The organism is Microbacterium ureisolvens, assembly GCF_015278315.1.
Classification (GTDB): Bacteria; Actinomycetota; Actinomycetes; order Actinomycetales; family Microbacteriaceae; genus Microbacterium; species Microbacterium ureisolvens.
In genome coordinates this window covers 1-23,665 of sequence record NZ_JADIJE010000014.1, presented here as the reverse complement: position 1 = coordinate 23,665, position 23,665 = coordinate 1, and the positions used below count along the sequence as shown (strand labels likewise).

Below are 23,665 nucleotides of genomic sequence, written 5' to 3'. Positions count from 1 at the left end.
TCGCTCGTTCCTCGCTCGCTCGACGACCGGGAGAGCCCGGGCTCAGCGACCGGTGGGATCAGCCGAGCTCGTCGACCAGCTTCGAGGCGAGGCCGTCGTAGGTCGCGGGAGTGAGCGCGAGCAGGCGCTCCTTGGCCTCGTCGCCGATGTCGAGCCCGCGCACGAACTCGGCGAGCTCGGGGGCGCCGACGCGGCGGCCGCGCGTGAGGTCCTTGAGGAGCGCGTAGGGGTCGCTGATCTGCGAGCGGCCCGCGGCGATCTCGGCGCGCACGACGGTCTGGATCGCCTCGGCGAGCACCTCCCAGTTGGCGTCGAGGTCGGCCAGGAGCACGTCTTCGGCGAGCGAGATCTCCTTGAGCCCGCGCTGCAGGTTGTCCAGCGCCAGCAGCGAGTGGCCGAACGCGACCCCGATGTTGCGCTGCGTCGTCGAGTCGGTGAGGTCGCGCTGCAGGCGGCTGGTGACCAGCGTCTGCGAGAGGGTCGCGAGCAGGCCCCCGGCGATCTCGAGGTTGGCCTCGGCGTTCTCGAAGCGGATCGGGTTGATCTTGTGCGGCATCGTCGACGAGCCGGTGGCACCGGCCACCGGGATCTGCGTGAAGTAGCCGATCGAGATGTACGTCCAGATGTCGGTGGCGAGGTTGTGCAGGATGCCGCCCGCGTGACGTACGCGGTCGTAGAGCTCGACCTGCCAGTCGTGCGACTCGATCTGCGTCGTGAGGATGTTGAAGTCCAGGCCCAGGCCCTCGATGAACGAGCGCGACACCTCGGGCCAGCCGACGTCGGGAGCCGCCGACAGGTGCGCCGACCACGTGCCGGTCGCGCCCGAGAACTTCGCGAGGTACTCGCCGCCCTCGATCTGGTCGGCGACGCGGGCGAGGCGCCACGCGAACACGCCGAGCTCCTTGCCCATCGTCGAGGGCGTCGCGGGCTGGCCGTGCGTACGCGAGAGCATGGCGGCGTCGCGGTGGTCGACGGCGAGCTCGGTGAGCGCGGCGACGACGGCCCGCAGCTTCGGCAGCCACACACGCTCGACCGCGCGCCGCACCGTGAGGGCGTACGAGGTGGAGTTGATGTCCTCGCTCGTGCACGCGAAGTGCGTGAGCTCGGCGATCGCGTCGAGCCCCAGGGTCGACAGACGGTCGCGCACCAGGTACTCGACGGCCTTCACATCGTGGCGGGTCACCGCCTCCTTCTCGGCGAGCCAGTCGATCTCCGCCTGGCCGAACTCGAGGTACAGCGCGCGCAGGCGCGCCTTGTCGTCGTCCTGCAGCGGGGAGGTGCCGAACAGCGAGCGGTCGGTGAGGGCGATGAGCCACTCGACCTCGACCTCGACGCGGGCGCGGTTGAGCCCGGCCTCGGAGAGGTACTCGCCGAGCTCGCCGACGGCGGGACGGTAGCGCCCGTCGAGTGGGCTGAGCGGCTGAGGAGGCAGAGAAGTCATGGGAGCTCCCGTCGGTCTCGGGGGATCCTGCGCGAGGATCTTCGAGGACGACCGTCGATCCGGTGTCATGACACCGGGCGGATGGCGGGTTCGAGTTGCCGGAAGAGCGCCCGGCTCGCGCTCTCGATCATACCGAGCACCTCGTCGAACATTCCGGGGCCGGCATAGTACGGGTCGGGAACGTCCAGCGTGTGGGCGCCCGGGTCGAACGAGAGCAGCAGCGCGATCTTGTCGGCGTCGCCCTCGGTGCGCGCCCAGCCCCGCAGGATCCGCTCGTGGCTGCGGTCGAGCGCGACCACGAGGTCGCTGCGCGCGAAGTCGGCGTGGGTGAACTGCCGGGCGCGGTGGTGGGTCCCGTCGTAGCCCGCACGCTCGAGCGCCTCGATCGTGCGCAGATCGGCCTGCTCGCCCACGTGCCAGTCGCCGGTGCCCGCGCTCGTGGAGGCGACGCGCGAGCCGAGGCCCGAAGCATCCGCGAACTCGCGGAAGACGACCTCCGCCATCGGCGAGCGGCAGATGTTGCCGGTGCACACGAACACGACGCGGAAGGGCGCCACGTCGGTCGCGGTCATGCGTCCCATTCTGGACCGAGCGGACACCGAACGTTAAGGATCTCTCCTCCTGGGGTCTTCCGGTGACGGATGCCGCTCGCCTAGCTTGTCTGGAACGGGGAGGCGAACCGGCCTGCCCTTTCCCCATGAGCGGTCCACCGATCGCCGTCCTCACGTGGAGGTTTCGTGTCCCATTCACCCCGGAGAGTGACGGCCGCAGTAGCCGCCCTCTCCCTCGCCGCCGCCGGCGTCGTGGCCTTCGCCACACCGGCTGCCGCGGCACCCGGCGATCTGCTCATCAGCGAGTACATCGAAGGCTCCTCGTTCAACAAGGCGATCGAGATCTACAACCCGTCGACCACGGGTGTCGATCTCGCCGCCGCGGGCTATGCGCTGCGGATCTACTTCAACGGTTCCACCACGGCGAGCACGATCAACCTCCAGGGCAACGTCGCCGCTGGGGACGTGTTCGTCCTGGCCCAGCAGAACTCCGCCGGAACCCCCGTCGACGCGGCGATCACCGCGCAGGCCGATCAGCTGACGACCGCCAGCCTGTGGAACGGCGACGATGCCATCGCGCTGGTCAAGGGCACCGAGGTCGTCGACGTCATCGGGCAGATCGGCGTCGATCCCGGCACCGAGTGGGGCACCGGCCTCACGTCGACCGCCGACAACACGCTGCGCCGCAACGCGGGCATCGTGCTCGGCGACGCCGACGGCTCGAACGCGTTCGACCCCGCCGCCGAGTGGACCGGCTACGCCTCCAACACGTTCGACGGCCTGGGCTCGCACGGCTCGGACCCGGAGCCCGAACCCGACCCGGTCGCGGACTGCGAGGCGACCCCGGTCACCATCGGGTCGGTGCAGGGCTCCGGTGCGGCCTCGCCGATCCCCGGGCAGGACGTCCTGGTCGAGGGTGTCGTCGTCGGCGACTTCCAGACCGGCGGCTTCGACGGGTACTACGTGCAGGACGGCGGCGACGGCGACAGCGCCACCTCCGACGGCATCTTCGTCTACGCCCCGGGCGGCGCGGCGGTCGACGTCGGCGACGTGCTCAGCGTCGCCGGCGAGGTGAAGGAGCAGTTCGGCCTCACCGAGATCGTGGCAGCCGACGTCGAGGTGTGCGCGACCGGGCAGGCACTGCCGCCCGCGACGCCGCTCACCCTCCCCGCGACGAACGCGCAGCGCGAAGCCCTGGAGGGCATGTATGTGACGCTGCCGCAGAACCTCTCGATCGGCGAGACGTTCGAATACGGCCGCTTCGGCACGATCACGCTCACCAACGGCCGTCTCGACCAGCCGACCGCGGTCGTGGAGCCGGGGGCCGCCGCGAACGCGCTCGCCGCAGCCAACCTCGACAACAGCATCACGCTCGATGACGGCCGCGGCAGCCAGAACCCCGACCCGGCGATCCACCCGGACGGCGGCGTCTTCAGCCTCGACCACTCGTTCCGCAGCGGCGACCTCGTGCAGAACGCCACGGGCGTGCTCGACTACCGCTTCGACACGTGGGGCGTGCAGCCGACCGAGGGCGCGGACTTCACCGTCGAGAACCCGCGGCCGGCGGTGCCCGAGGTGGGCGGCGACCTGAAGATCTCGAGCTTCAACGTGCTGAACTACTTCACGACGATCGACCCGACGCCGAACAACTCGAACGACGACGACCGCACCCGCGGCGCCGACACCGCCGAGGAGTTCCAGCGGCAGCAGGCCAAGATCGTGGCGGCACTCGCCGCGATCGACGCCGACGTCTTCGGACTGCTCGAGATCGAGAACAACGGCACGGCGGTGCAGGCACTGGCCGACGCGCTCAACGCCGAGGTGGGCGCCGGCACCTACGTGCCCGTCACCACGGGGGTCATCAGCACCGACGCCATCGCCACGGCGATCATCTACAAGCCGTCGACGGTCACCCCGGTGGGCGCGTACCAGCTCATGACGAGCGCCGTCGACCCGACGTGGTCGGACGAGCGCAACCGTCCGGCGCTCACGCAGCGATTCGCAGCGAACGAGTCCGGCGACGAGTTCGTGGTGTCGGTCAACCACCTGAAGTCGAAAGGCTCGGCCTGCCCGGAGGACCCGGACGCGAACGACGGCCAGGGCAACTGCGCCGACGTGCGCGAGGACGCCGCGAAGGCGCTCACCACCTGGCTGAACACCACCGTCTCGCCCGACGGCCGCGCGATCGTGATCGGCGACCTGAACTCGTACGACCACGAGGACTCGATCGACCAGTTCATCGCGGGCGGCTTCACCGACCTGGAGAAGCAGTTCAACGGCGAGCACGCGTACTCCTACGTGTTCGACGGGCAGCTGGGCTACCTCGACTACGCGCTCGCGCAGCCCGCGCTCGCCGCAGACGTGTCGGGGGTGTCGTCGTGGCACATCAACGCCGACGAGCCGAGCCTGATCGACTACGACATGTCGTTCAAGCAGCCGGCACAGGACGCGCTGTACGCGCCCGACCCGTACCGGTCCAGCGACCACGACCCCGTGATCGTCGGACTCGACCTGACGCCGGACACGACCGCCCCGACCATCGAGGTGACGGCCGACCCGGCCCTCGTGTGGCCGCCGAACAACAAGATGCGCACGGTCGAGTTCGCGATCGAGGCCGCCGACGACCGCGGCGACGTCACCGTCGAGCTCACCGACGTGAGCGTCACCGGCGACCGGGCCTCGTGGGCCGAGGTCGACGACGACACCGCACAGGTGAAGGCCGTGATCGGCGCCGTCTACCGCTTCACCTGGACGGCGACGGATGCCGCGGGCAACACCGCGACCGACACGGTCGAGGTGGCCGTGCGCAGGTAGCCGGCACGCACTGCGAGGGGCGCCGTTCCGACCGGAACGGCGCCCCTCCTCCACATCCCGGGGTGGAGCGCGCGCCGTCAACAGATCACCGCGCGCACGGCCTCTCGGCGAGGCCGCCCCGCGACCATCGACGTGTGACCCTGCTCTCCCCGCTCACCGCCTCCGCCGCGGATCGCCTCGATGCCGTCGCCCGCGAGATCGGTCGCCTGATCGAGCGGATGACGGATGCCGCGCTCGTCGCCCGGGGCCTCGCAGATGTCGTCGACTGGCAGGCGAAGGCCGCGACGGCTTTCCACGAGAGAGCGACCGGGTGGGCGGGCGACGTATCGGGGCTCGCCTCCCTCGCCGAGACGGTGAGGTACGACGTCATTCGCGCCCGCGAGCGTGCAGCGTTCGCCGAGTCGCTGTCGGGGATCACGGCGGGATCGGGCCGATGAGCCCCATCGATCCGGGCTCCCCTGGGCCGCTCGAACCGGGCCTGCTGGACCCCGACGTCACGAAGCCCGGGCGTCTCGGACCGAACGAGGGGCTCATCGAACTGATCGCCGACAACTGGCCGCGGGCCGACGACGGCCTGCAGATCCGCGGTGGGGGCGCGGTGGCGGTCGACACCGCGACGCTCTCGGCGGCCGCAATGCGCTTCGACGCCGCGTGCGACGAGCTCGCTGAGATCGACGCGCGCCTGAGCACGCTGCGCAGCGCGCTGCGCGCCGCGCCCGAGCACACCGCCGACGCCCGGGCGGCGGCATCCGTCCTCGCGGGAAAGCTCGAGGCGGCCCGCGCCCGGGCCGACGCGATCGCGAGGGCGCTGCGCGAGGCGGCGTGCGCGTACGAGATGGTCGAGCTCGAGGCGGCGCACCGGGCGGCGGTGCTGGCAGGCGACGGGGCCGCGGCCGGGCGGCTGGACGCACGCATGAGCGCGCTGGTGTCCGCGCACCCCGACGCCTGGCGGATGGCGCTCGGTGCGCAGTTCGAGCGGGGCGTGATGTGGCCGTCGGAGCTCGTGCGGCAGGCGACGCAGTGGGGCGTGGGTGCGGGCGGCGCGGTGGGCGACTCCGGCGCCGTCATCACGGGAGCCGGTGCCGGGCTCGTCACGCTCGGCGCAGCGGTGGCCGCCGGAGTCGCCGGCACCGGCCGCATCTCGCGCGACGCGCGGCTGACGGGCGAGGCGGGTCCTGTCACCGTGACCCGGGTGGCCCCGGCCGGGCCGGGCAGCGTGACCGCGGCCGTCGCTCCCGGCGCGGCCGCAGCCTCAGGCGGGGTGCCGGCTGCCGGCGCTCCGGCGCCGAGGACGCCGGCCGCGGTCGCGCCGTCGACGCTGGCCGCAGCGGCCGAGCGGATCCCAGGACCCGGTGAGTCGCGGGTGCGGATCGAGCGGTACACGATGCCGGACGGGTCGCGGCAGTACGCGGTATATCTCGCGGGCATGCAGTCGCACGGCATGGGCGGAGACGAGCCGTGGGACAACGCGTCGAACGTGGAGCTTTACGCGGGCAGGAGATCGGACTCGTATGCCGCGACGCAGGCGGCGCTGGCCGACGCGGGCGTGAGGCCCGGCGACGCCCTGCACGTGTTCGGGTTCTCGCAGGGCGCGATGATCGGCTCGCACCTGGCCCTCGAGGGCACCTACGACACCCGCACGCTCGTGTCGCTCGGCTCGCCCGTCGAAGCCGATGTCGGCCCCGGCACGCTCAGTGTCTCGGTGCGGCACACCGACGATCCTGTCGCCGCTCTCGCCGGCGGAGGTCACGCCCAGGCCGTGGGCGCACCCGGGAGCTTCATCGCGGAGTACGCGTCGGATCCCGATGCCGACCTCGACGACGTGGAGCTGCCGGCGCATCGCCTCACGGCGTACACCGAGACGGCCGCGCTGGTCGACGCCTCTCGCGACCCTCGCGTCGACGGTCTTCGTGAGGTCTTCGCCGAGCTGGCGCAGGCTGAGACCGTCGACGTGTCGGAGTATGCCGCCGCCCGCGGCTGAATCAGTCCTTGCGGGGGCGCAGGATGATGCCGAAGATCCAGTTGATCAGCGTGATGATGACGGCCGCGACCACGCCCCACCAGAAGTCCTCGACGCGCAGGCCCCAGTTCCAGAAGCTCGTGAACCATGCGGTGAGCCAGAGCAGGAAGGCATTGATGAGGAGGCCGATGAGGCCGAGCGTGAGGATGTAGAGCGGGAAGGCGAGCACCTTGATGACGGTGCCGATCACCGTGTTCACGATTGCGAAGATCGCCGCGACGATCAGCAGCGTGAGCAGGAGCTGGAGCGTGTCGCCGGGCGGGAAGGGGATCACGGAGACCTGGAGCGCGGGGATCAGGGTGACGACCCAGATCGCGAACGCGTTGATGACCACACGGATGAGGAAGCCCATAGTGGGCTCAGTCTTCCACGGCCCCGCTCACGAACGGTAGGAAGCTCACCGTCGCGTTCTCCTGGATCGACGGCTTCCGCCACGAGATGACCACGGATGAAGGTTTCGCCCTCGTCGCCGGCGTGGAAGGGGCTCGCGGATCTCGAGACCGCGGCCCCGACGTGGGAGGCGCACCGGAGCCCCCGCTCGTAGACTCGGGGCGTGACCGACGCTCCCGAGATCCCCGTCCGCGTGCGCCCCGAGGTCGCCGCGCTGCCGCCGTACAAGCAGGGGCGGCAGGCCGGCGCCGAGGCGTTCAAGCTGTCGAGCAACGAGAACCCGTTCGACCCGCTGCCGGGCGTGCTGGAGCGCGTGCAGCACTCGACGGCACTCAACCGTTATCCGGACGCCACGGCCGCCCGCCTGCGCAAGCGCCTGGCCGAGCGGTTCGGCGTCGGCGCCGACTCGATCCACATCGGTGCCGGCAGCGTCTCGATCCTCGCCCAGCTCGTGCTCGCGACCTCCGGCCCGGGCGACGAGGTGATCTACGCGTGGCGCTCGTTCGAGGCCTACCCGTGGCTGGCCGTCGTCGCCGGCGCGACCGCGGTGCAGGTGCCGCTCGCCGAGGGCGCCCGTCACGATCTCGACGCCATGGCCGCCGCCATCACCGACCGCACGCGAGCGATCATCGTGTGCAGCCCCAACAACCCGACCGGTCCGATCGTCACGCAGGCCGAGTTCGATGCGTTCGTCGAGAAGGTGCCGGCCGACGTGCTCGTCATCCTCGATGAGGCCTATGCCGAGTTCGTCACCGACCCCGACTCCGTCGACGGCATGCGCGTCCTCGGCGGCCAGGGCCACCCCAATGTCGTCGTCCTCCGCACCTTCTCGAAGGCGTACGGTCTCGCGGCGCTGCGCGTGGGCTACGCCGTCGGTCACCCGCGCGTCCTCGACGCGGCCCGCAGCACCGCGATCCCGCTGTCGGTCACGGCGCACGGCGAGGAGGCCGCGCTGGCGAGCCTGGACGCCGAGGAGGAGCTGCTCGAGCGGGTGCGGGTCATCGCGGACCGGCGCGACCGCCTCGCCGACGGGCTCCGTGAGGCCGGATGGAACGTCCCCGCCGCACAGGGCAACTTCGTGTGGCTCCCGGCGGGAGAAGAGACCGCCGCCTTCGCCACGGCGTTCGAAGAGGCGGGGCTCATCGTCCGTCCGTTCGCGGGCGACGGCATCCGGATCTCGGTCGGCGAGGAGGAATCTGTGGACAAGGTCCTAGGGATCGCGGCATCCGTTGTGAAGAACCTCCCGGAAGGCCACGCGGGGGCGCGGGCTAGCGTAGAACGGTGACCCCGCCTGAAGACTCGGTGACGACCGGCGCCACGGCACCCTCGCAGCCTTTGTCCCCCGAAGACCCCGCGCTCGTCCGCTTCCTGGAGGCGGACGGCTCGTTCTCGCCGACGCCGGCCGCCGAGCGCTATCGCGCCGCCGTCGACGCGCTCGGTGACGCCGAGCTGGAGACCTTCTACCGCGACATGGCGGTCATCCGGGCGTTCGACGTGCAGGCGACCAACCTGCAGCGGCAGGGGCAGCTCGCCCTGTGGCCGCCGAGCTACGGACAGGAGGCGGCCCAGGTGGGCTCGGCCCGCGCAGCGCGCCCGCAGGACCACCTCTTCCCGTCCTACCGCGAGCACGTGGTGACCAAGATCCGCGGCGTCGACCCGATCGACATCATCCGCGTGATGCGCGGCCTCACCCACGGCGGGTGGGACCCGACCGATCCCAAGAACGGCAACACGCACATCTACACGCTCGTGCTCGGGTCGCAGACCCTGCACGCGACCGGGTTCGGGATGGGCCTCGTCTTCGACGGCCGCTGCGGCACCGGCGACCTCGAGCGCGACGAGGCGGTGGTGGTCTACTACGGCGACGGCGCGTCGAGTCAGGGCGACGTGCACGAGGCGATGGTCTTCGCGGGCAGCTACCGCACGCCCGAGGTGTTCTTCCTCCAGAACAACCAGTGGGCGATCTCGGTCCCCGTCGCGACGCAGTCGCGCTCGCCGCTGCACAAGCGCGGCGCCGGTTACGGGATGCCGAGCACGCTGATCGACGGCAACGACGTGCTCGCGAGCTGGGCCGTGACGCGCACCGCACTCGACGAGGCGCGTGCCGGCGGAGGACCGCAGGCGATCGAGGCGATGACCTACCGCCTCGGCGCGCACACCACGAGCGACGACCCCACGAAGTACCGCACGCAGGACGAGGAGGAGTCGTGGCGGCGTCGCGACCCGATCGCCCGGATGCGGGCGTTCCTTGAGGCCAAGGGCGCGAGCGAGGCGTTCTTCGCGGATGTCGACGCCGAGGCTCAGTCGCTCGCCGACGATGTGCGCACGCGCACCAACGCCCTGGGCGGGCTCGAGGCGGACTCGATGTTCGCGCACGTCTACTCCGAGCCGCACCCGCTGATCGAGGAGCAGCGGCGCTGGCTCGCCGACTACGAGGCATCCTTCGAAGGAGGCGCGTCGTGACCCTTCGTCAGGCTCAGGAGACCGTGGTGGAGTCGGCGGCGGCGGCCGAGGCATCCGCCGTCCGCACCATGCCGTTCAGCCGCGCCATCAACGCGGGACTGCGCGCCGCGCTCGCCGGCAGCGACCGCGTGCTGCTGATGGGAGAGGACATCGGCAAGCTCGGCGGCGTCTTCCGCGTGACCGAGGGGCTGCAGGCCGAGTTCGGCGAGCAGCGCGTGCTCGACACCCCGCTCGCGGAGTCCGGGCTCGTCGGCACCGCGATCGGCCTGGCGATGGCCGGCTTCCGGCCCGTCGTCGAGATCCAGTTCGACGGGTTCGTCTTCCCCGCCTTCGACCAGATCACGACGCAGCTCGCGAAGCTCACCAACCGCCACGAGGGTGCGCTCTCGATGCCCGTCGTCATCCGCATCCCCTATGGCGGGCACATCGGGGCGGTCGAGCACCACCAGGAGAGCCCCGAGGCGTACTTCACGCACACGGCGGGCCTGCGGGTCGTGAGCCCGTCGACGCCGAACGACGGCTACTGGATGATCCAGGACGCGATCGCCTCGGCCGACCCCGTCGTCTTCCTGGAGCCCAAGAGCAAGTACTGGCAGAAGGGCGAGGTCGACACGTCGGCGCGAGCCCTGCCGCTGCACGCGTCGCGCGTCGTGCGCCGGGGCACCGACGTCACCCTCGTCGGTCACGGCGCGATGGTGACGACGATGCTGCAGGCCGCGGCGCTCGCCGAGTCCGAGGGCACGAGCATCGAGGTCATCGACCTGCGCTCGCTCTCGCCCGTGGACTACGGCCCGATCCTCGACTCGGTGCGCCGTACCGGCCGCATGGTCTACGCGCAGGAGGCGCCGGGCTTCACGTCGCTCGGCTCCGAGGTCGCCGCGACCGTCATGGAGCGCGCCTTCTACGCGCTCGAGGCGCCCGTGCTGCGCGTGTCGGGCTTCGACACCCCGTTCCCCGCCGCCAAGCTCGAGGGCGCGTACCTCCCGGATGCCGACCGCATCCTCGAGGCCGTCGACCGTTCCCTGGCCTACTGACCCCCTCCCTTCACCCGCGAGAGAACACCTGGTGGACGAGATGCGGGTTGCTTCCCTCCCTCTCGGCGACCAGCTGTACTCTCGCGAAAAGGGCGCTATCCGTTAGGACACCCATGAGCACGCAGACCTTCGTCCTCCCCGATGTCGGAGAAGGACTCACCGAGGCCGAGATCGTCCAGTGGCGGGTCGGCCCTGGCGACCCCGTCGCCGTGAACGACGTGCTCGTAGAGATCGAGACCGCCAAGTCGCTCGTCGAGCTGCCTTCGCCCTTCGCGGGCACCGTCGGCGAACTGCTGGCCGCCGAGGGCGACACGGTGGACGTCGGTGCGGCGATCATCACGATCGCGTCGGAGACGGATGCCGCATCCCCGGCGACCGTCGGACAGTCCGAGCACGGCGAACCCGCCGAAGCCGCGGGAGAGGGCGCGGTGCTCGTGGGCTACGGCACGGGCGGCCACGTCCAGTCGCGGCGCCGCAAGCCCGCGGTGCCGGCCGAGGAGCGGGTCGCGGCATCCGTCGGCGTGATCGCGAAGCCCCCGATCCGCAAGCTCGCGCGCGACCTCGGGGTCGAGCTCGCCGCCGTCACCCCCAGCGGGCCGGCCGGCGAGGTGACCCGCGACGACGTGGTGCGTCACGCGTCGCAGGCGAGCGTGTTCCGCAACATCGAGACGCCCGAGTGGGGCGATGTGCGCGAGGAGACCATCCCGGTCTCCGCACCCGCGCCCGCGCCGGGGCGGGTGACCGTCGCACCCTCCACCCCGGCTCCCGACGCGGCCGGCCGCGAGGAGACGATCGCGGTCAAGGGCGTGCGCAAGGCGACCTCGTCCGCGATGGTGCAGTCCGCGTACTCGGCGCCCCACGTCTCGGTCTGGACCGACGTGGACGCGAGCCGCACGATGGAGCTCGTCAAGCGGCTCAAGGCATCGCCCGACTTCGCCGACATCAAGGTCTCGCCGCTTTTGATCATGGCCCGCGCCGTCATCTGGGCCGCCCGGCGCACGCCCATGGTGAACGCCGCGTGGGTGGATGCCGAGGGCGGCGCACAGATCCGCGTGCGGCGCTACGTCAACCTGGGCATCGCCGCGGCGACCCCGCGCGGACTGCTGGTGCCCAACATCAAGGACGCGCAGGACCTCTCGATGCGCGACCTCGCGCGTGCGCTGGAGAAGCTGACGCTCACGGCCCGCGAGGGCAAGACGACCCCGGCCGACCAGCACGGCGGCACGATCACCATCACCAACATCGGGGTGTTCGGGATGGACGCGGGCACGCCCATCATCAACCCGGGCGAGGCGGGCATCGTCGCGCTCGGCACGATCCGTCAGAAGCCCTGGGTCGTCGACGGCGAGGTGCGCCCCCGCTGGGTGACGACCGTCGCGGGGTCCTTCGACCACCGGGTCGTCGACGGCGACGGCATGTCGCGGTTCATCGCGGATGTGGCGTCGATCCTCGAAGAGCCTGCGCTGCTGCTCGACTGACCCGCAGCGCGCGTCCGACCGCCCGGCGCAGCAGCGATCCGGCTTCGCGCCGGCGCCGCTCGGCGTGCCGCCGCACGGCGGCCTCCTGCACCTCGCTCCAGCGGTCCCGCACCGCCTCCTCGCTGTAGGCCTGCGCGGTGTGGCGGGCGCTGCGCCGCATCGCGGCGAGACGGTCGTCGGGGAGCACGCACAGCGAGGTGAGCGCCGCCGCGGCGGCCGCGATGTCGCCGTCGGCCACGAGGTAGCCCGAGCGCGCGTCACGGATCACCTCGGCGGGTCCGTACGCGATGTCGTAGGCGACGGGCACGCAGCCGGTGCCCATCGCCTCCAGGAGCGCCAGCGACGTGCCCTCCGAGCGACTGGTGAGCAGGGTCCATGACCCGCGCGTGAAGCGCTCAGCGCAGTCCGGGACGTAGCCGGCGAACGTCACGGCGTCCGATAGGCCGAGCCGCGCCGCCTCGGCCTCGAGGCGGCTGCGCTGCGACCCGTCGCCGACGATCTCCGCGGTGACCGGCACGCCCAGGTCGCGCACGCGCGCGATCACCTGGAGAGAGTGGTCGATGCGCTTGAGGGTGCTGAGCCGGCTCGCGATGACGCCGTGGAGGCGGTCGGGCGGGAGGCGCGGCATCCACTCCGGCGTGTTCACCGCATTGGGAACGACCTCGAGATTGCCGCTGTCGCCGACGGCGGCGACCGCCGCCGCCCGCTGCCGCTCGGTGAGGAAGACCACGGCGTCCCACCGGTCCAGATGTTCGAAGAGGTCGCGCCGCGACGCGGTGAGACGGCCCTGGGAGTCGTGGTGCGCGCCGTGCACCATGTGGATCCGGGTGACCTGCGCCCGCCGGTAGTGCTGCATCCAGCCCGCGGCGGTCTTGCTGTCGACGATCGCGACCGCCTCATGCCCGTCGACGAGCTCGTCGAGCCACGCGAACCGGAAGTGCCGCACACTGCTCCACTGGCCCGTCGTACGCCCCGTGGCGTCGAACGAGGTCACGACGCGATGGGGCGCCTCGGGGTGCGGGCGCTGCTCCAGCACGGCGAGGCTGCCGTCGGCGCGGCGGTGCTCGACCCGCGCGACCGCGGCGCCGTCGAGCCAGCGGTGGACCGAACCGGCGCCGGTGTCGTCGACCTCGTCGGGCGGGCGCTCCGCCTGCTGCGGGAGTACGTCGACCGGCCGCGGTTCGTGGGCGCGGTGCCGGAAGTCCTCATAGATGTTGCGGAGTCCGACCCCGCCCGCGAGCTCTCCGCGCTCCTCGAGCCGAGCGCGGACCGCGGCGTAGTCGGGCCGTGGCTCGAACGTGACGACGTCGGCGCGGGCGCCGGCGGCGGCGAACAGCCGCGACCGGTGCAGCAGGGCCGACGTCATACCGCCGTAGCGGTCGGGGATCCCCCAGGTCACGGCGAGCTGCCGCGACGGCAGCGCGTTCGCCGAGGACACCGGGTCGGTCATGCCGGCCACCGTAGGCGCGCGACCCGCTCCGCACCTTCGGGGTTGACGCGGTGGAGGCCGGCGGGTAGCGGGTGGTCCGGACGCGATTGACGCTCAGTTTGAGAACGATTATCAATAGCGTTAGAGTCGAGGCATGACCTCCCCGCGACGTTCCGTGACCCTGCTCGGCCTGGCGGCGGCATCCGTCGTCGTCCTCGCCGGTTGTGCCGCCACGCCGGCCGCCGGCGGCGACGCGGGTGACGGACGGATCTCGGTCGTCGCCTCGACCAACGTGTACGGCCAGATCGCCTCGGAGGTCGGCGGCGACCTCGTCGAGGTGACGTCGATCGTCGCGAACGAGTCTCAGGACCCGCACTCGTTCGAGCCGAGCGCGCGCGATCAGCTGTCGGTGTCGAAGGCCGACCTCATCATCGAGAACGGCGGCGGCTACGACGCCTTCATCGACGGCCTCATCGAATCCAGCGGCACCGATGCCGCCGTGGTCACGGCCGTCGAGTACTCCCACGACTGGCCCGAGAACGAGGGGCACGCCGACGACGCGCACGCCGACGACGCGCACGCCGACGACGCGCACGCCGACGACGCGCACGCCGACGACGAGGCCGCCGCGACCGATTCGGCGGACGAGCGCGCCGAGGACGACCACGACCATGGCGACCACGAGCACGTCGACGGCTTCAACGAGCACGTCTGGTACGACCCGCACACGGTCGCGCACGTGGCCGAGGCCATCGCGGAGGAGCTCGGCGGGCTGAGCCCCGACGACGCCGAGACCTTCGCCGCCAACGCCGCGGCGTTCGCCGCCGAGGTCGAGGGCCTCGAGGCGTCGCTGGCCGACATCGAGGCCGAGCACGCCGGCGAGCAGGTGTTCGTCACCGAGCCCGTGCCGGTGTACCTCGTGACGGCGGCCGGCCTCGAGAACGCGACGCCGGAGGCGTTCAGCGAGGCCGTCGAGGAGGGACAGGATGTCGCTCCCGCGACGCTGCTGGAGTCGCTGGGCCTCGTCCGCGACGGCGGCGTGAGCGTCGTGATCACGAACACTCAGACCGGCGGCGCCGAGACGCAGGAGATCGTCGGCGAGGCGGAGGGTCTCGGCATCCCGGTGATCGCGTTTTCGGAAACGCTCCCGGAGGGGGAGACTTACATCTCGTGGATGCAGGCGAACATCGAGGCGCTCAGCACGGCGCTGCAGGCGTGACGCCAGGCGCCCCGGGCTCTCGCCCCGTCATCCTCAGCATCCGCGACGCCGCCCTGCTGCGCGGCGACCGCGAGCTGTGGGCGGGCCTCGACCTGGACGTGCACGCCGGCGAGCTGGTCGCGGTGCTCGGCCCCAGCGGCTCGGGCAAGACGACCCTGTTGCGCGCGATCCTGGGGCTCGAACCGCTCTCGCGGGGCCGGATCACCGTCGAGGGGACCGCGGTGGAGCGCCGGGGGAGCCGGAGCATCGGCTACATCCCGCAGGCACGCCCGCTGCCGCGCGACACGTCGCTGCGCGGACGCGATCTCGTCACGCTCGGCGTGGACGGCCACCGCTTCGGCCTCCCGATCCCGCGGCGCGGCGACCGTGCGCGCGTGGACGCGCTGATCGACGCGGTCGGCGCGGCCGACTTCGCCGACCGCCCCGTGGGCATGCTCTCGGGGGGCGAGCAGCAGCGACTGCGCGCCGGCCAGGCGCTGGCCGACGATCCGCGGCTGCTGCTGTGCGACGAGCCGCTCACGAGCCTCGACCTCGCGAACCAGCAGGCCGTCATCGGGCTCATCGACCGGCATCGCCGGGAGAAGGATGCCGCGGTCCTCCTCGTCACCCACGACATCAACCCGCTGCTGGGCAAGGTCGACCGGATCCTCTACATCGCGAACGGCCGCTTCACGCTCGGAACGCCGCAGGAGGTGCTGCGCTCCGACGTGCTGACGGCGCTCTACGGCGCGCACGTCTTCGTGCTGAGGGCCGGCGACCGCCTCGTGGTCGTCGGCGCGCCGGATGCCGAGGCATCCCACCACCATCACGACCACGGGGCGCACGAATGAACTGGAACGACATCGCCGACGCGATGTTCGGCGGCCTGCCGTTCTACGGCGAGATCCTCGCACTCGTGTCGAACTCGGTGTGGGCGGGCGCCGTGCTCGGGCTGGTCGGCGGCCTGGTCGGGGTGTTCGTCATGCAGCGCGACATGGCCTTCGCGGTGCACGGCATCAGCGAGCTGTCGTTCGCCGGCGCGGCGGCAGCGCTCCTCATCGGGTGGGACGTCGTCACGGGCTCCATCGTGGGATCGCTCATCGCGGCCGCGCTCATCGGCGTGCTGGGCGCCAAGGCGCGCGACCGCAACTCCATCATCGGGGTGCTGATGCCCTTCGGGCTCGGCCTCGGCATCCTGTTCCTCTCGCTCTACGACGGCCGCAGCGCCAACCGGTTCAGCCTGCTCACCGGGCAGATCGTGTCGGTGCAGACCGGCCAGCTCGGCTGGCTCATCGCCATCGGCGCCGTCGTGCTCGTCGGCCTGCTGCTCATCTGGCGTCCGCTGCGGTTCGACTCGCTCGACCCGCAGTCCGCCGCGGCGCGCGGCGTTCCGACGACCGCGGTGTCGCTCGGGTTCATGCTGCTGCTGGGGCTCATCGTCGCCGTCGCCGTGCACATCATCGGGGCGCTGCTGGTCATGGCGCTGCTGGTCACGCCGGCCGCGGCCGCGGTGCGCATCGCGTCGGGTCCCCTGTCGGTGCCGCTGCTGTCGGCCCTGTTCGGGTTCGTCTCGGCGGTGGGCGGCATCCTGCTCGCGATCATGGGCACACTGCCGGTGAGCCCGTACATCACCACGATCTCGTTCGTCATCTACCTCGTGTGCCGCGTCGTCGGCGCCCGTCGCGACCGCGTGACGAGGGTCGCGGCGTGACCGGCGCCCGGCCGACGCTCAGGACCCGTCGGTAGACTCGCCACCATGGCCCAGCGCAATACGTGGCAGCGCGAACGCGTGCGCGAAGCGCTGTCGGACGCCCGCGGATTCGTCAGCGCGCAGTCGCTGCACGCCACCCTGCGCGACGAGAACACCGGCATCGGGCTTGCGACGGTGTACCGCGCGCTGGCGGGGCTCGCCGCGCAGGGCGAGGCCGATTCGCTGCAGAGTCCCGAGGGCGAGGCGCTCTACCGCGCCTGCGCCAGCACCGGCCATCATCACCACCTGATCTGCCGCTCCTGCGGACTGACCGTCGAGATCGAGGCGACGGACGTCGAGCAGTGGGCGAAGCGCACCGCCGAGCGCCACGGATTCCGTGACGCCGAGCACGTCGTCGACATCTTCGGGCTCTGCGGGTCGTGCGCCGCCGCCCGGGACGCCGAGCGTGACGCGGACTGATCCCGCAACGCGCGCGTCGCAGCGAACATCCTCGGGTTCGTCGCGGCAGCCCTACGAGCCGGCCACCGCACGGCTCGAGCCGACGCCGCAGGCGCGAGCCCTGCTGTGGATCGGCGTCGGGGTCATCGTCGTGGCCGGGCTCTTCCTCATTGACTGGCTCGCGCCGGCACTGTTCCCCGCTCCCCTCTCCACGCGCGCGCAGGACGGCCTGACCCTCGCGATCAGCGTGCTCATCGAGTCGCTGCCGTTCGTGGCGCTCGGCGTGGTGCTGTCGATCGTCGTGCAGGTCTGGGTGCCGCCGGGCGTCATCGAGCGATGGATGCCGCGCGCCGCGTGGGCACGCCGCGCGGTGCTGTCGCTCCTCGGGATGCTCGTGCCGGTGTGCGAGTGCGGCAATGTGCCGTTCGCCCGCGGACTGCTGATGCGCGGATTCTCGGTGCCCGAGACGCTGACCTTCCTCATCGCGGCGCCGATCGTGAACCCCATCGTGATCATCACGACGCACCAGGCGTTCGGGTTCAGTGACGGCATCCTCGTCGCGCGCATCCTCGGCGGGTACCTGATCGCCAACCTCATCGGATGGCTGTATTCGCGGCATCCGTCCCCCGACGCACTGCTGACCGACCGCTTCCGCGACACGTGCGAGCTCGTGCTGCACGAACCGGGCGGCAAGTGGCGCCGCACGCTCGCCCAGTTCGTGATCGAGCTGCGCGCGGTGATGCCGGCCCTCGTCATCGGGTCGGCCCTCGCTGGAGCGGTGCAGGTGCTGATCCCCCGCGACGCGCTGCTGGCGATCGGGTCGAACCCGGCGCTGTCGATCGTCGCCATGATGGCGCTCGCGATGGTGGTGGCGATCTGCTCGAACGTCGACGCCTTCTTCGCGCTGTCGTTCGCCTCGACCTTCACGCCCGGGTCGATCGTGGCGTTCCTCCTCGTCGGACCTCTCGTCGACGTCAAGATGCTCGCGCTCATGCGCACCACGTTCACGTGGCGCACGCTCGGCGGCATCGTCGTCGTCGTGGTGCTGTCGGCCTTCGCGATCGGGACGGCGGTGAACCTCCTTGCGTAATGCGGGATTCGTCGGAACGCGGTGGCTCGGGGTGGGCCTGGCCGCGGTGCTGGCCGTCGTCACGATCTCGCTGGCGATCACGGGGCAGCTGGGGCTCTACATCAACCCGGACTCGACGTGGTTCGCCGTCTCGATGGCGGTGCTCGTGCTCGTCGGCACGATCGCATCCTTCGCACTGCCGCTCGGCGCCGAGGCCGACCACGGCCACGACCACGGCTCCGGGCCCGCCCCGGATGCTCAGGACGGAACGCAAGACCACGACCACCACGCCCCGCACCCCGTCGCCGTCGCGGCCACGCTGGTCGGCGGGGTCGCAGCTTCGGGCGTCGTGGTGCTGACCCTCGTGCTGCCCCCCGCGTCGCTCAGCGCGGAGCTGGCGATGTCGCGCGACGTCGGGGCGACGCCGCTCTTCGGGGGCGCCGACACCATACAGCTCGCCTCGACCGGCGACACCGCGTCGTTCGGAGTCGGCGAGTGGGCGACCGTGTTCGCGACCGCGACCAACCCCGACGCGTTCGACGGCGATGCCGTCGAACTGACCGGCTTCGTCACGCCGGGCGAGGACGGATCCTTCGACCTCACGAGACTCGTGATCACGCACTGCGTGATCGACGCACAGCCGGCGAGCCTGCCCGTCATGGCGGCGGACGGCGCGCCCAGCACGGGGCAGTGGGTCACGATCACGGGCACGGTGCGCTCGTCCTCGGACGGGCGGCTCGTCGTGGACGCGGCCGCGGTCGCGGAGATCTCCGAGCCCGAGGATCCGTATGAGTACTGACCGCGCGGGCGCGGGGACGGGCGCCGGCACGCGGGGCGCGCGGGCGCGCCGACGCCGGGGACGCGCCTTCGTCGGCACCTTCGCGATCGTGGCGGCGGTGCTGGCGGTCTTCGGGCTCGCGGGTGCGGCCGCGACGGTGGCGCAGGGGCCACGGGTAACGCAGGTGTACGTGGATCCGCAGGCGGCGGCCGCGGCATCCGGCTCCCGTCTCATCGTGACCACCACCCAGTCGCTCGCCGACGTCGACCCCTCCCAGGTCACCGTGACGCCCGCCACGCCCTTCGCGGTCGACACGTCGGGCCGCAGCGTCGGCGTGCGGTTCACGCTGCCGCTGTGGGACGACACCGACTACACCGTGACGATCGACGACGTCGCGTCGCTCGGCGGCGGCCCGCCGGCGACCATCACCGAGACCTTCCGCACGCCGCCGGCCGAGGTGTACCTGCTCCAGCGCGACACCGATGACGGCGACCTGATCTACCGCAGCGACCTCACCGGCCAGCACGCCGTGCCGGTCTTCCGTCACGCGCACATCGAGGACTTCCGCGCGACGGGCCGGCACCTCGTCGTGTCGGTGCGGACCGACGACGACGAGGCGGGGCTCATCGTCACCGACCTCGACGGCGAGGATCCGCGCGAGCTGCCGCTCCCCGGCGACGGCTACGTGTCGAACCTGCAGAGCGCCGACCGCGGCGAGCGGATCGGCTACACGTTCTCGGACGCCGAGCTCGACGCCGACTCCGGCCGCGAGAGCCGCCTGTACACGGCATCGCTCGGCGACCCCGGCGCCGAGCCCGTCGCGATCGAGGTGGAGGGCGCCGACCCGCGCGTCGCCGAGTGGCGCTTCGTGCCCGACACCGACAGCATGCTGCTGCTGTCGTTCGACGGCTCGCTGCTGCTGACCGGACCCGATGCCGGCACCGGCGCGACGGCGCTGGGCGACGCCATCGGCATCGACGGCATCGCCCGCGGGTCGAGCGAGGCCGTCGTCGACCGCCTCGAGCAGGCCTCCGTCATCGATCTCACCGACGCGAGCGAGGCCCCGCTCGTGGCACCCGAGGTCGACCTGGGCGGCACGACATCGGTCACCCCGCTTCCGGACGGATCGACGATCCGCACCGCGGCGGTGCTGGCTGGCGACGGCCTGCCGACCGGACGCACGTCGGTGTCGCGCGTCGCGGCCGACGGGGCGACCACCATCCTCACCGAGATCGCCGACACGGATGCCGTCATCCAGGTCTGCGTGTCACCCAGCGCCCGCTACGTCGCGCTGACGGTGGCGCCGGATGCCGTGACCAATGCATACGACACCTACCAGCTCCCCCTTCCCGAGCGCCCTGAGACGCGCGTCCTCGAGTCGGAGAGCGGCGACCAGGTGATCGCGCTCAACGGCGCCTCGATCTCGTGGTGCCAGGTGCCCCCGCGCTAGCGCCCGCGCCGCTTCGCGGCATCCGTCCCTCCCTCCTCCCGTCCCGCCCGTCCCTCCTTTCCGTCGAGAAACCGCGGTGTCGTCGAACGACCATGTTCTCGGCGTCGACGTCATGGTCGCTCGTCGAGGTCGCGGTTTCTCGGCAACGGTGAGGGGGGAGGCAACGGGACGGCCGGCAGGCGACGGGGCACGGGTGCGCCGGCCCGCGACGGGACACGAGAGCGGCGGGCCGTGGCGCGGCGCGACGCGCGAGCGGGCCGGGTCAGTCGCGAGGAGGGGGCGGGGCGGATGCCGGAGCCTGCGGCTGCTCGGCGGGCTCGGGGATCCTCGACGGCAGGCCGGCCGACAGCAGCAGCCCGAGCACAGTGAGGGCGAACACGAGGAACAGTGACTGGCGCAGCGACTCGACCTGCGTGTCGGCGTAGAGCTGGGCGATCTCGGCGGCGGACTCGTCGTCGGCGCCGGCATCCTGCAGGATCTGCTCCGCCTGATCCTGCGAGATGATCGGCGCACCCTTCGAGGCGACGGCGACGACCTGGTCGCGGATGTCGGTGGGCAGGCTCTCGCTCTGCTGCACCGCAGCGGTGAAGCTCGAGGTGAGCAGCAGGATGAACACCGATCCCACGATCGCCGTGCCGAACGACGAGCCGAGGTTCTGGAAGGTGCCCTGAAGGCCCCCGACCTCCGACGTGTCGGACTGGTCCACCGCCGACATGTTGACGTTCCCGAGCTGCGAGGCGAGGAGGCCGAAGCCGGCGCCCACCACGAACATGCCGGCGGCGAAGGCCCAGTCGGCGAGCTCCGGCTGCACGGCCACGAAGACGACGAGCACGCCGAGGCCCAGCGTCAGCTGCCCGATGCGGCCGATGTTCTGGGCGGAGCGCACCGTCGACAGGCGCGACCCGAGCATCGAGAAGAGGATGAGGCCGATCGACAGCGGCAGGATCTTCAGGCCGGTCTGCAGCGCGTCGAAGCCCAGGATCGTCTGCAGGTACACCGGGATGACGAAGAACAGCGCTGCGATCGCGAAGTACTGCGCCATGAACATCGTGAGGCCGCTGCGCAGTGCGGGGATGCGCAGCAGGCTGACCTTGAGCAGCGGCACGCCGCCCGTGCGCTCGAGGTGCTGCTGGCGCCTCACGAACAGCCACAGCACGACGATCGACAGGAGGATGAGGTACGCCACCGGTGAGACGCCGAGCGGTGCGAAGGGCTGCCCGCCGATGACGGGCGGATCCAGCGGCACGAACCAGCCCCAGGTCTTGGACTGCAGGATGCCGTACACGAGGAGTGCCAGGCCCAGCGCCGAGAGCACCACGCTCACGAGGTCGATGCGCAGCTTGCGGTCGCCGGGCACGTCCTTGATGCGCCCCGACACGATGAGCACGAGGGTCATCACGACCGCCTCGGCGACGAAGACGTACCGCCACGACGAGTAGGTGGTGACGAGGCCGCCGATGAGGGGTCCGGCCGCCGCGGCCCCGCCGGTGACGGCGCCGAGCACGGCGAAGGCGACCACGCGGGCGCGCCCCTCGTAGTTGATGGCGGCGAGGGCAGCGATCGCGGGGATCACCAGGACGGCGCCGAGACCCTCCACGAGCGACCACCCGAACATGAGGACGGTGAGATTGGGACTCAGCGCGGTCGTGAGCGACCCGATGCCGTAGACCACCGAGCCGATGCGGAAGGCGAGGCTCCGGCCCCACCGGTCGCCGAGCTTGCCGCCGGTGAGCATGAACGCCGCCATCGTGAGCGCGTAGAACGTGATCGCCGCCTGCATGCCCGAGATGTCGGTGCCGAGGTCATGCGCCACGGTCGAGATCGAGACGTTCATGACCGTGCTGTCGAGCACCATGATGAACTGCGACACGCTCAGCAGGATGAGCACGAACCACTTCCCCATGCGGGAACAGTAGCGGGCCGGGCGGGCGGCGACCACGATCGTGACGCCCGACGCGCGGACGTAGACTCGCCGCATGGTGCGGGACCGGTGGAGGGCGGCGACCCGCGGCGATCTGCGCGCGCTTCCCGCCGATGTCGCGCCGTCGCTGCTCGGCGCGAGGCTCACCACCGTCGTCGAGGGCGAGAAGGTGGTCGTGCGGCTCACCGAGGTCGAGGCGTACCACGGCCGCGGCACCGGCGCGCTGCCGGATCCGGGATCCCACGCGCGCATGGGACCGACGGCGCGCAACGCCACCATGTGGGGCGAACCCGGGCACCTGTACGTCTACCTGAGTCACGGCATCCATTCGTGCGTGAACGTCGTGTGCGGTCCCGACGGCGTCGCCGGCGGAATCCTGCTGCGTGCGGGCCAGGTGATCGAGGGGACGGATGCCGCGACCCGGCGCCGACCGGCGGCGCGCACGCCGCGCGACCTCGCTCGCGGACCCGGCCGGCTGGGCGACGCGGTGGGGCTGCGGCATCCGTTCCACGACGGCATCGACGCGATCGCGGGACTCCCCCGTCACGGCGCCAAGGCGCGCCTCGAGCTGCTCATCGACCCGCTCGCGGAGATCGCGTCGGGCCCGCGCGTCGGGGTGGCCGGGGTGGCCGGCACCGCCGCGTTCCCGTGGCGATATTGGATCCCCGGCGACCCGACGGTGTCGCCCTTCCGCTGGGGGCGCGGCGCGCGCGAGCTCAGCGAAGCGACGTGACGGCGGTGATCGCGGCGCGGAGCTGCTTCACGCGCCGCTCGTAGCGCGCGGCGATGAAGATCAGCACGGCACCGCCGATCCCGAGCCACAGCCACCACGGCACCGCGACGTACGACGTCGAGATCCACGGCCACAGCTGCGCGATGCCGTGGACGAGCACGACGGCCGAGCCGAGCACGAGGGGCGCCTGCAGCTTGCGCGCCGCTCCGACGATGACGAGCCCGACGGCGACGACGCCGAGTGCGACGATCCGCCACAGCTCCGCCTCGCCGAAGAAGTCGTAGGCGAGCGACGGCAGCAGGAGGAGGCCGAGCCAGGGACCGAGGGCGGGCCAGGTGCGGGACTCGGGCCGGAGCGCGAGCGCCCGGGCGCCGTACGCGAGCCCCGCGAGCGCGGCCGGCACGGTCACGAGCTCGACCGGCGTGACGCCCATCACGAAGAAGGCCAGCACGCCGAAGACCCCCGCCGCGATCGCGACCACGACGGCCGGGGCCGCACCCAGGCGCGTCCGCGCGACGGCGCCGACGTACGCAGCCGCCGACAAGAGGCTCATGGTGAGCACGGTGCGCAGCTCCTCGAACCCGCTCGCCGAGGCGAGCAGGAGGAGCTCAGCCGCCGCGAACAGCACGGCGGCAGCGGCCAGGCCCGCGCCCACGGTGACCGCGACCCGTCGCGATGCGCTCGCGCGCAGCGCCGCGACCGCGATCGCCACCGCGATCGCCGCGCCGGCCGCGGCCCACAGGTCGG

21 protein-coding genes are annotated in these 23,665 nt (G+C 71.8%); 15 read left to right on the top strand and 6 right to left on the bottom strand.

The genetic code is table 11. The features are described from left to right. Window positions 1-58: 58 nt before the first annotated feature. Both purB and IM767_RS17720 read right to left on the bottom strand, forming a co-directional pair. Window positions 59-1,441, bottom strand: a complete 1,383-nt coding sequence (purB, locus tag IM767_RS17725; protein ID WP_109208671.1) for an adenylosuccinate lyase — start codon at window positions 1,439-1,441, stop codon at window positions 59-61. Window positions 1,442-1,506: 65 nt separating this feature from the next. Next, window positions 1,507-2,013 carry a low molecular weight protein-tyrosine-phosphatase gene (locus IM767_RS17720; protein ID WP_109208670.1) on the bottom strand — a complete coding sequence of 169 codons (507 nt, stop codon included), beginning with the start codon at window positions 2,011-2,013 and terminating at the stop codon, window positions 1,507-1,509. Window positions 2,014-2,199: 186 nt separating this feature from the next. Here IM767_RS17720 and IM767_RS17715 point away from each other — a divergent pair, with 186 nt between their 5' ends. The 3 genes from IM767_RS17715 (at window position 2,200) to IM767_RS17705 (ending at window position 6,787) form a co-directional block, all read left to right on the top strand. Continuing rightward, entirely contained in the window at window positions 2,200-4,806 is a 2,607-nt protein-coding gene (locus tag IM767_RS17715) for an ExeM/NucH family extracellular endonuclease (RefSeq protein WP_239453088.1), read from the top strand. 134 nt (window positions 4,807-4,940) lie between these two features. Beyond that, on the top strand, window positions 4,941-5,243 hold the full coding sequence (locus IM767_RS17710; protein WP_239453086.1) for a hypothetical protein: 303 nt from the start codon (window positions 4,941-4,943) through the stop codon (window positions 5,241-5,243). Next, window positions 5,240-6,787 (top strand): hypothetical protein, encoded by a 1,548-nt coding sequence (locus IM767_RS17705; RefSeq protein ID WP_109208668.1) that lies wholly within the window; start codon window positions 5,240-5,242, stop codon window positions 6,785-6,787. The genes IM767_RS17710 and IM767_RS17705 overlap by 4 nt, the downstream gene beginning before the upstream one ends. Window position 6,788: 1 nt before the next feature. On the opposite strand, the gene IM767_RS17700 is transcribed toward IM767_RS17705, so the two are convergent. Next, window positions 6,789-7,178, bottom strand: a complete 390-nt coding sequence (locus IM767_RS17700; RefSeq protein WP_109208667.1) for a phage holin family protein — start codon at window positions 7,176-7,178, stop codon at window positions 6,789-6,791. A 201-nt stretch (window positions 7,179-7,379) separates the two neighbouring features. Here IM767_RS17700 and IM767_RS17695 point away from each other — a divergent pair, with 201 nt between their 5' ends. The 4 genes from IM767_RS17695 to IM767_RS17680 all read left to right on the top strand — a co-directional run bounded on the left by IM767_RS17695 (window position 7,380) and on the right by IM767_RS17680 (window position 12,191). Next, window positions 7,380-8,501, top strand: coding sequence for a histidinol-phosphate transaminase (locus IM767_RS17695; protein ID WP_109208666.1), 1,122 nt, complete (start codon window positions 7,380-7,382; stop codon window positions 8,499-8,501). Between the two features lie 50 nt (window positions 8,502-8,551). Continuing rightward, window positions 8,552-9,679, top strand: a complete 1,128-nt coding sequence (locus IM767_RS17690; RefSeq protein ID WP_109208844.1) for a thiamine pyrophosphate-dependent dehydrogenase E1 component subunit alpha — start codon at window positions 8,552-8,554, stop codon at window positions 9,677-9,679. Window positions 9,680-9,747: 68 nt separating this feature from the next. Then, window positions 9,748-10,713 (top strand): alpha-ketoacid dehydrogenase subunit beta, encoded by a 966-nt coding sequence (locus tag IM767_RS17685; protein ID WP_109208843.1) that lies wholly within the window; start codon window positions 9,748-9,750, stop codon window positions 10,711-10,713. 113 nt (window positions 10,714-10,826) lie between these two features. Beyond that, complete coding sequence (locus IM767_RS17680) at window positions 10,827-12,191, top strand: dihydrolipoamide acetyltransferase family protein (protein ID WP_109208665.1); 1,365 nt, start codon at window positions 10,827-10,829, stop codon at window positions 12,189-12,191. Here the strand turns inward: IM767_RS17680 and IM767_RS17675 are convergent. Next, on the bottom strand, window positions 12,139-13,641 hold the full coding sequence (locus IM767_RS17675; protein ID WP_109208664.1) for a glycosyltransferase: 1,503 nt from the start codon (window positions 13,639-13,641) through the stop codon (window positions 12,139-12,141). The genes IM767_RS17680 and IM767_RS17675 overlap by 53 nt on opposite strands. Before the next feature lie 133 nt (window positions 13,642-13,774). Here IM767_RS17675 and IM767_RS17670 point away from each other — a divergent pair, with 133 nt between their 5' ends. From IM767_RS17670 to IM767_RS17640, 7 genes are all read left to right on the top strand, one after another. Beyond that, entirely contained in the window at window positions 13,775-14,839 is a 1,065-nt protein-coding gene (locus IM767_RS17670; RefSeq protein WP_109208663.1) for a metal ABC transporter solute-binding protein, Zn/Mn family, read from the top strand. Beyond that, window positions 14,836-15,669: a metal ABC transporter ATP-binding protein gene (locus IM767_RS17665; RefSeq protein ID WP_109208662.1), complete on the top strand. Its 834-nt coding sequence runs from the start codon at window positions 14,836-14,838 to the stop codon at window positions 15,667-15,669. The genes IM767_RS17670 and IM767_RS17665 overlap by 4 nt, the downstream gene beginning before the upstream one ends. Next, window positions 15,666-16,529, top strand: coding sequence for a metal ABC transporter permease (locus IM767_RS17660; RefSeq protein WP_109208661.1), 864 nt, complete (start codon window positions 15,666-15,668; stop codon window positions 16,527-16,529). Before IM767_RS17665 ends, IM767_RS17660 begins: the two co-directional genes overlap by 4 nt. A 45-nt stretch (window positions 16,530-16,574) precedes the next feature. Next, window positions 16,575-16,988 (top strand): Fur family transcriptional regulator, encoded by a 414-nt coding sequence (locus IM767_RS17655; protein WP_109208660.1) that lies wholly within the window; start codon window positions 16,575-16,577, stop codon window positions 16,986-16,988. 124 nt (window positions 16,989-17,112) lie between these two features. Beyond that, the gene (locus IM767_RS17650) at window positions 17,113-18,057 is read left to right on the top strand and encodes a permease (RefSeq protein ID WP_378764582.1); all 945 of its coding nucleotides are present in this window, start codon (window positions 17,113-17,115) and stop codon (window positions 18,055-18,057) included. Continuing rightward, entirely contained in the window at window positions 18,050-18,835 is a 786-nt protein-coding gene (locus IM767_RS17645; protein WP_109208659.1) for a TIGR03943 family putative permease subunit, read from the top strand. Before IM767_RS17650 ends, IM767_RS17645 begins: the two co-directional genes overlap by 8 nt. Continuing rightward, window positions 18,825-20,264, top strand: coding sequence for a hypothetical protein (locus IM767_RS17640; RefSeq protein ID WP_109208658.1), 1,440 nt, complete (start codon window positions 18,825-18,827; stop codon window positions 20,262-20,264). The genes IM767_RS17645 and IM767_RS17640 overlap by 11 nt, the downstream gene beginning before the upstream one ends. Before the next feature lie 262 nt (window positions 20,265-20,526). Here IM767_RS17640 and IM767_RS17635 read toward each other — a convergent pair whose 3' ends face one another. Beyond that, window positions 20,527-22,167 (bottom strand): MFS transporter, encoded by a 1,641-nt coding sequence (locus tag IM767_RS17635; RefSeq protein WP_109208841.1) that lies wholly within the window; start codon window positions 22,165-22,167, stop codon window positions 20,527-20,529. A 73-nt stretch (window positions 22,168-22,240) separates the two neighbouring features. Between IM767_RS17635 and IM767_RS17630 the strand changes: the two genes are divergently transcribed. Beyond that, complete coding sequence (locus IM767_RS17630; protein ID WP_109208657.1) at window positions 22,241-22,918, top strand: DNA-3-methyladenine glycosylase; 678 nt, start codon at window positions 22,241-22,243, stop codon at window positions 22,916-22,918. Here the strand turns inward: IM767_RS17630 and IM767_RS17625 are convergent. Next, window positions 22,902-23,665, bottom strand: a 764-nt coding sequence (locus IM767_RS17625; RefSeq protein ID WP_422613784.1) for an SCO7613 C-terminal domain-containing membrane protein, incomplete at its 5' end; no start/stop codon positions are given. The two genes, IM767_RS17630 and IM767_RS17625, sit on opposite strands and share 17 nt — an antisense overlap.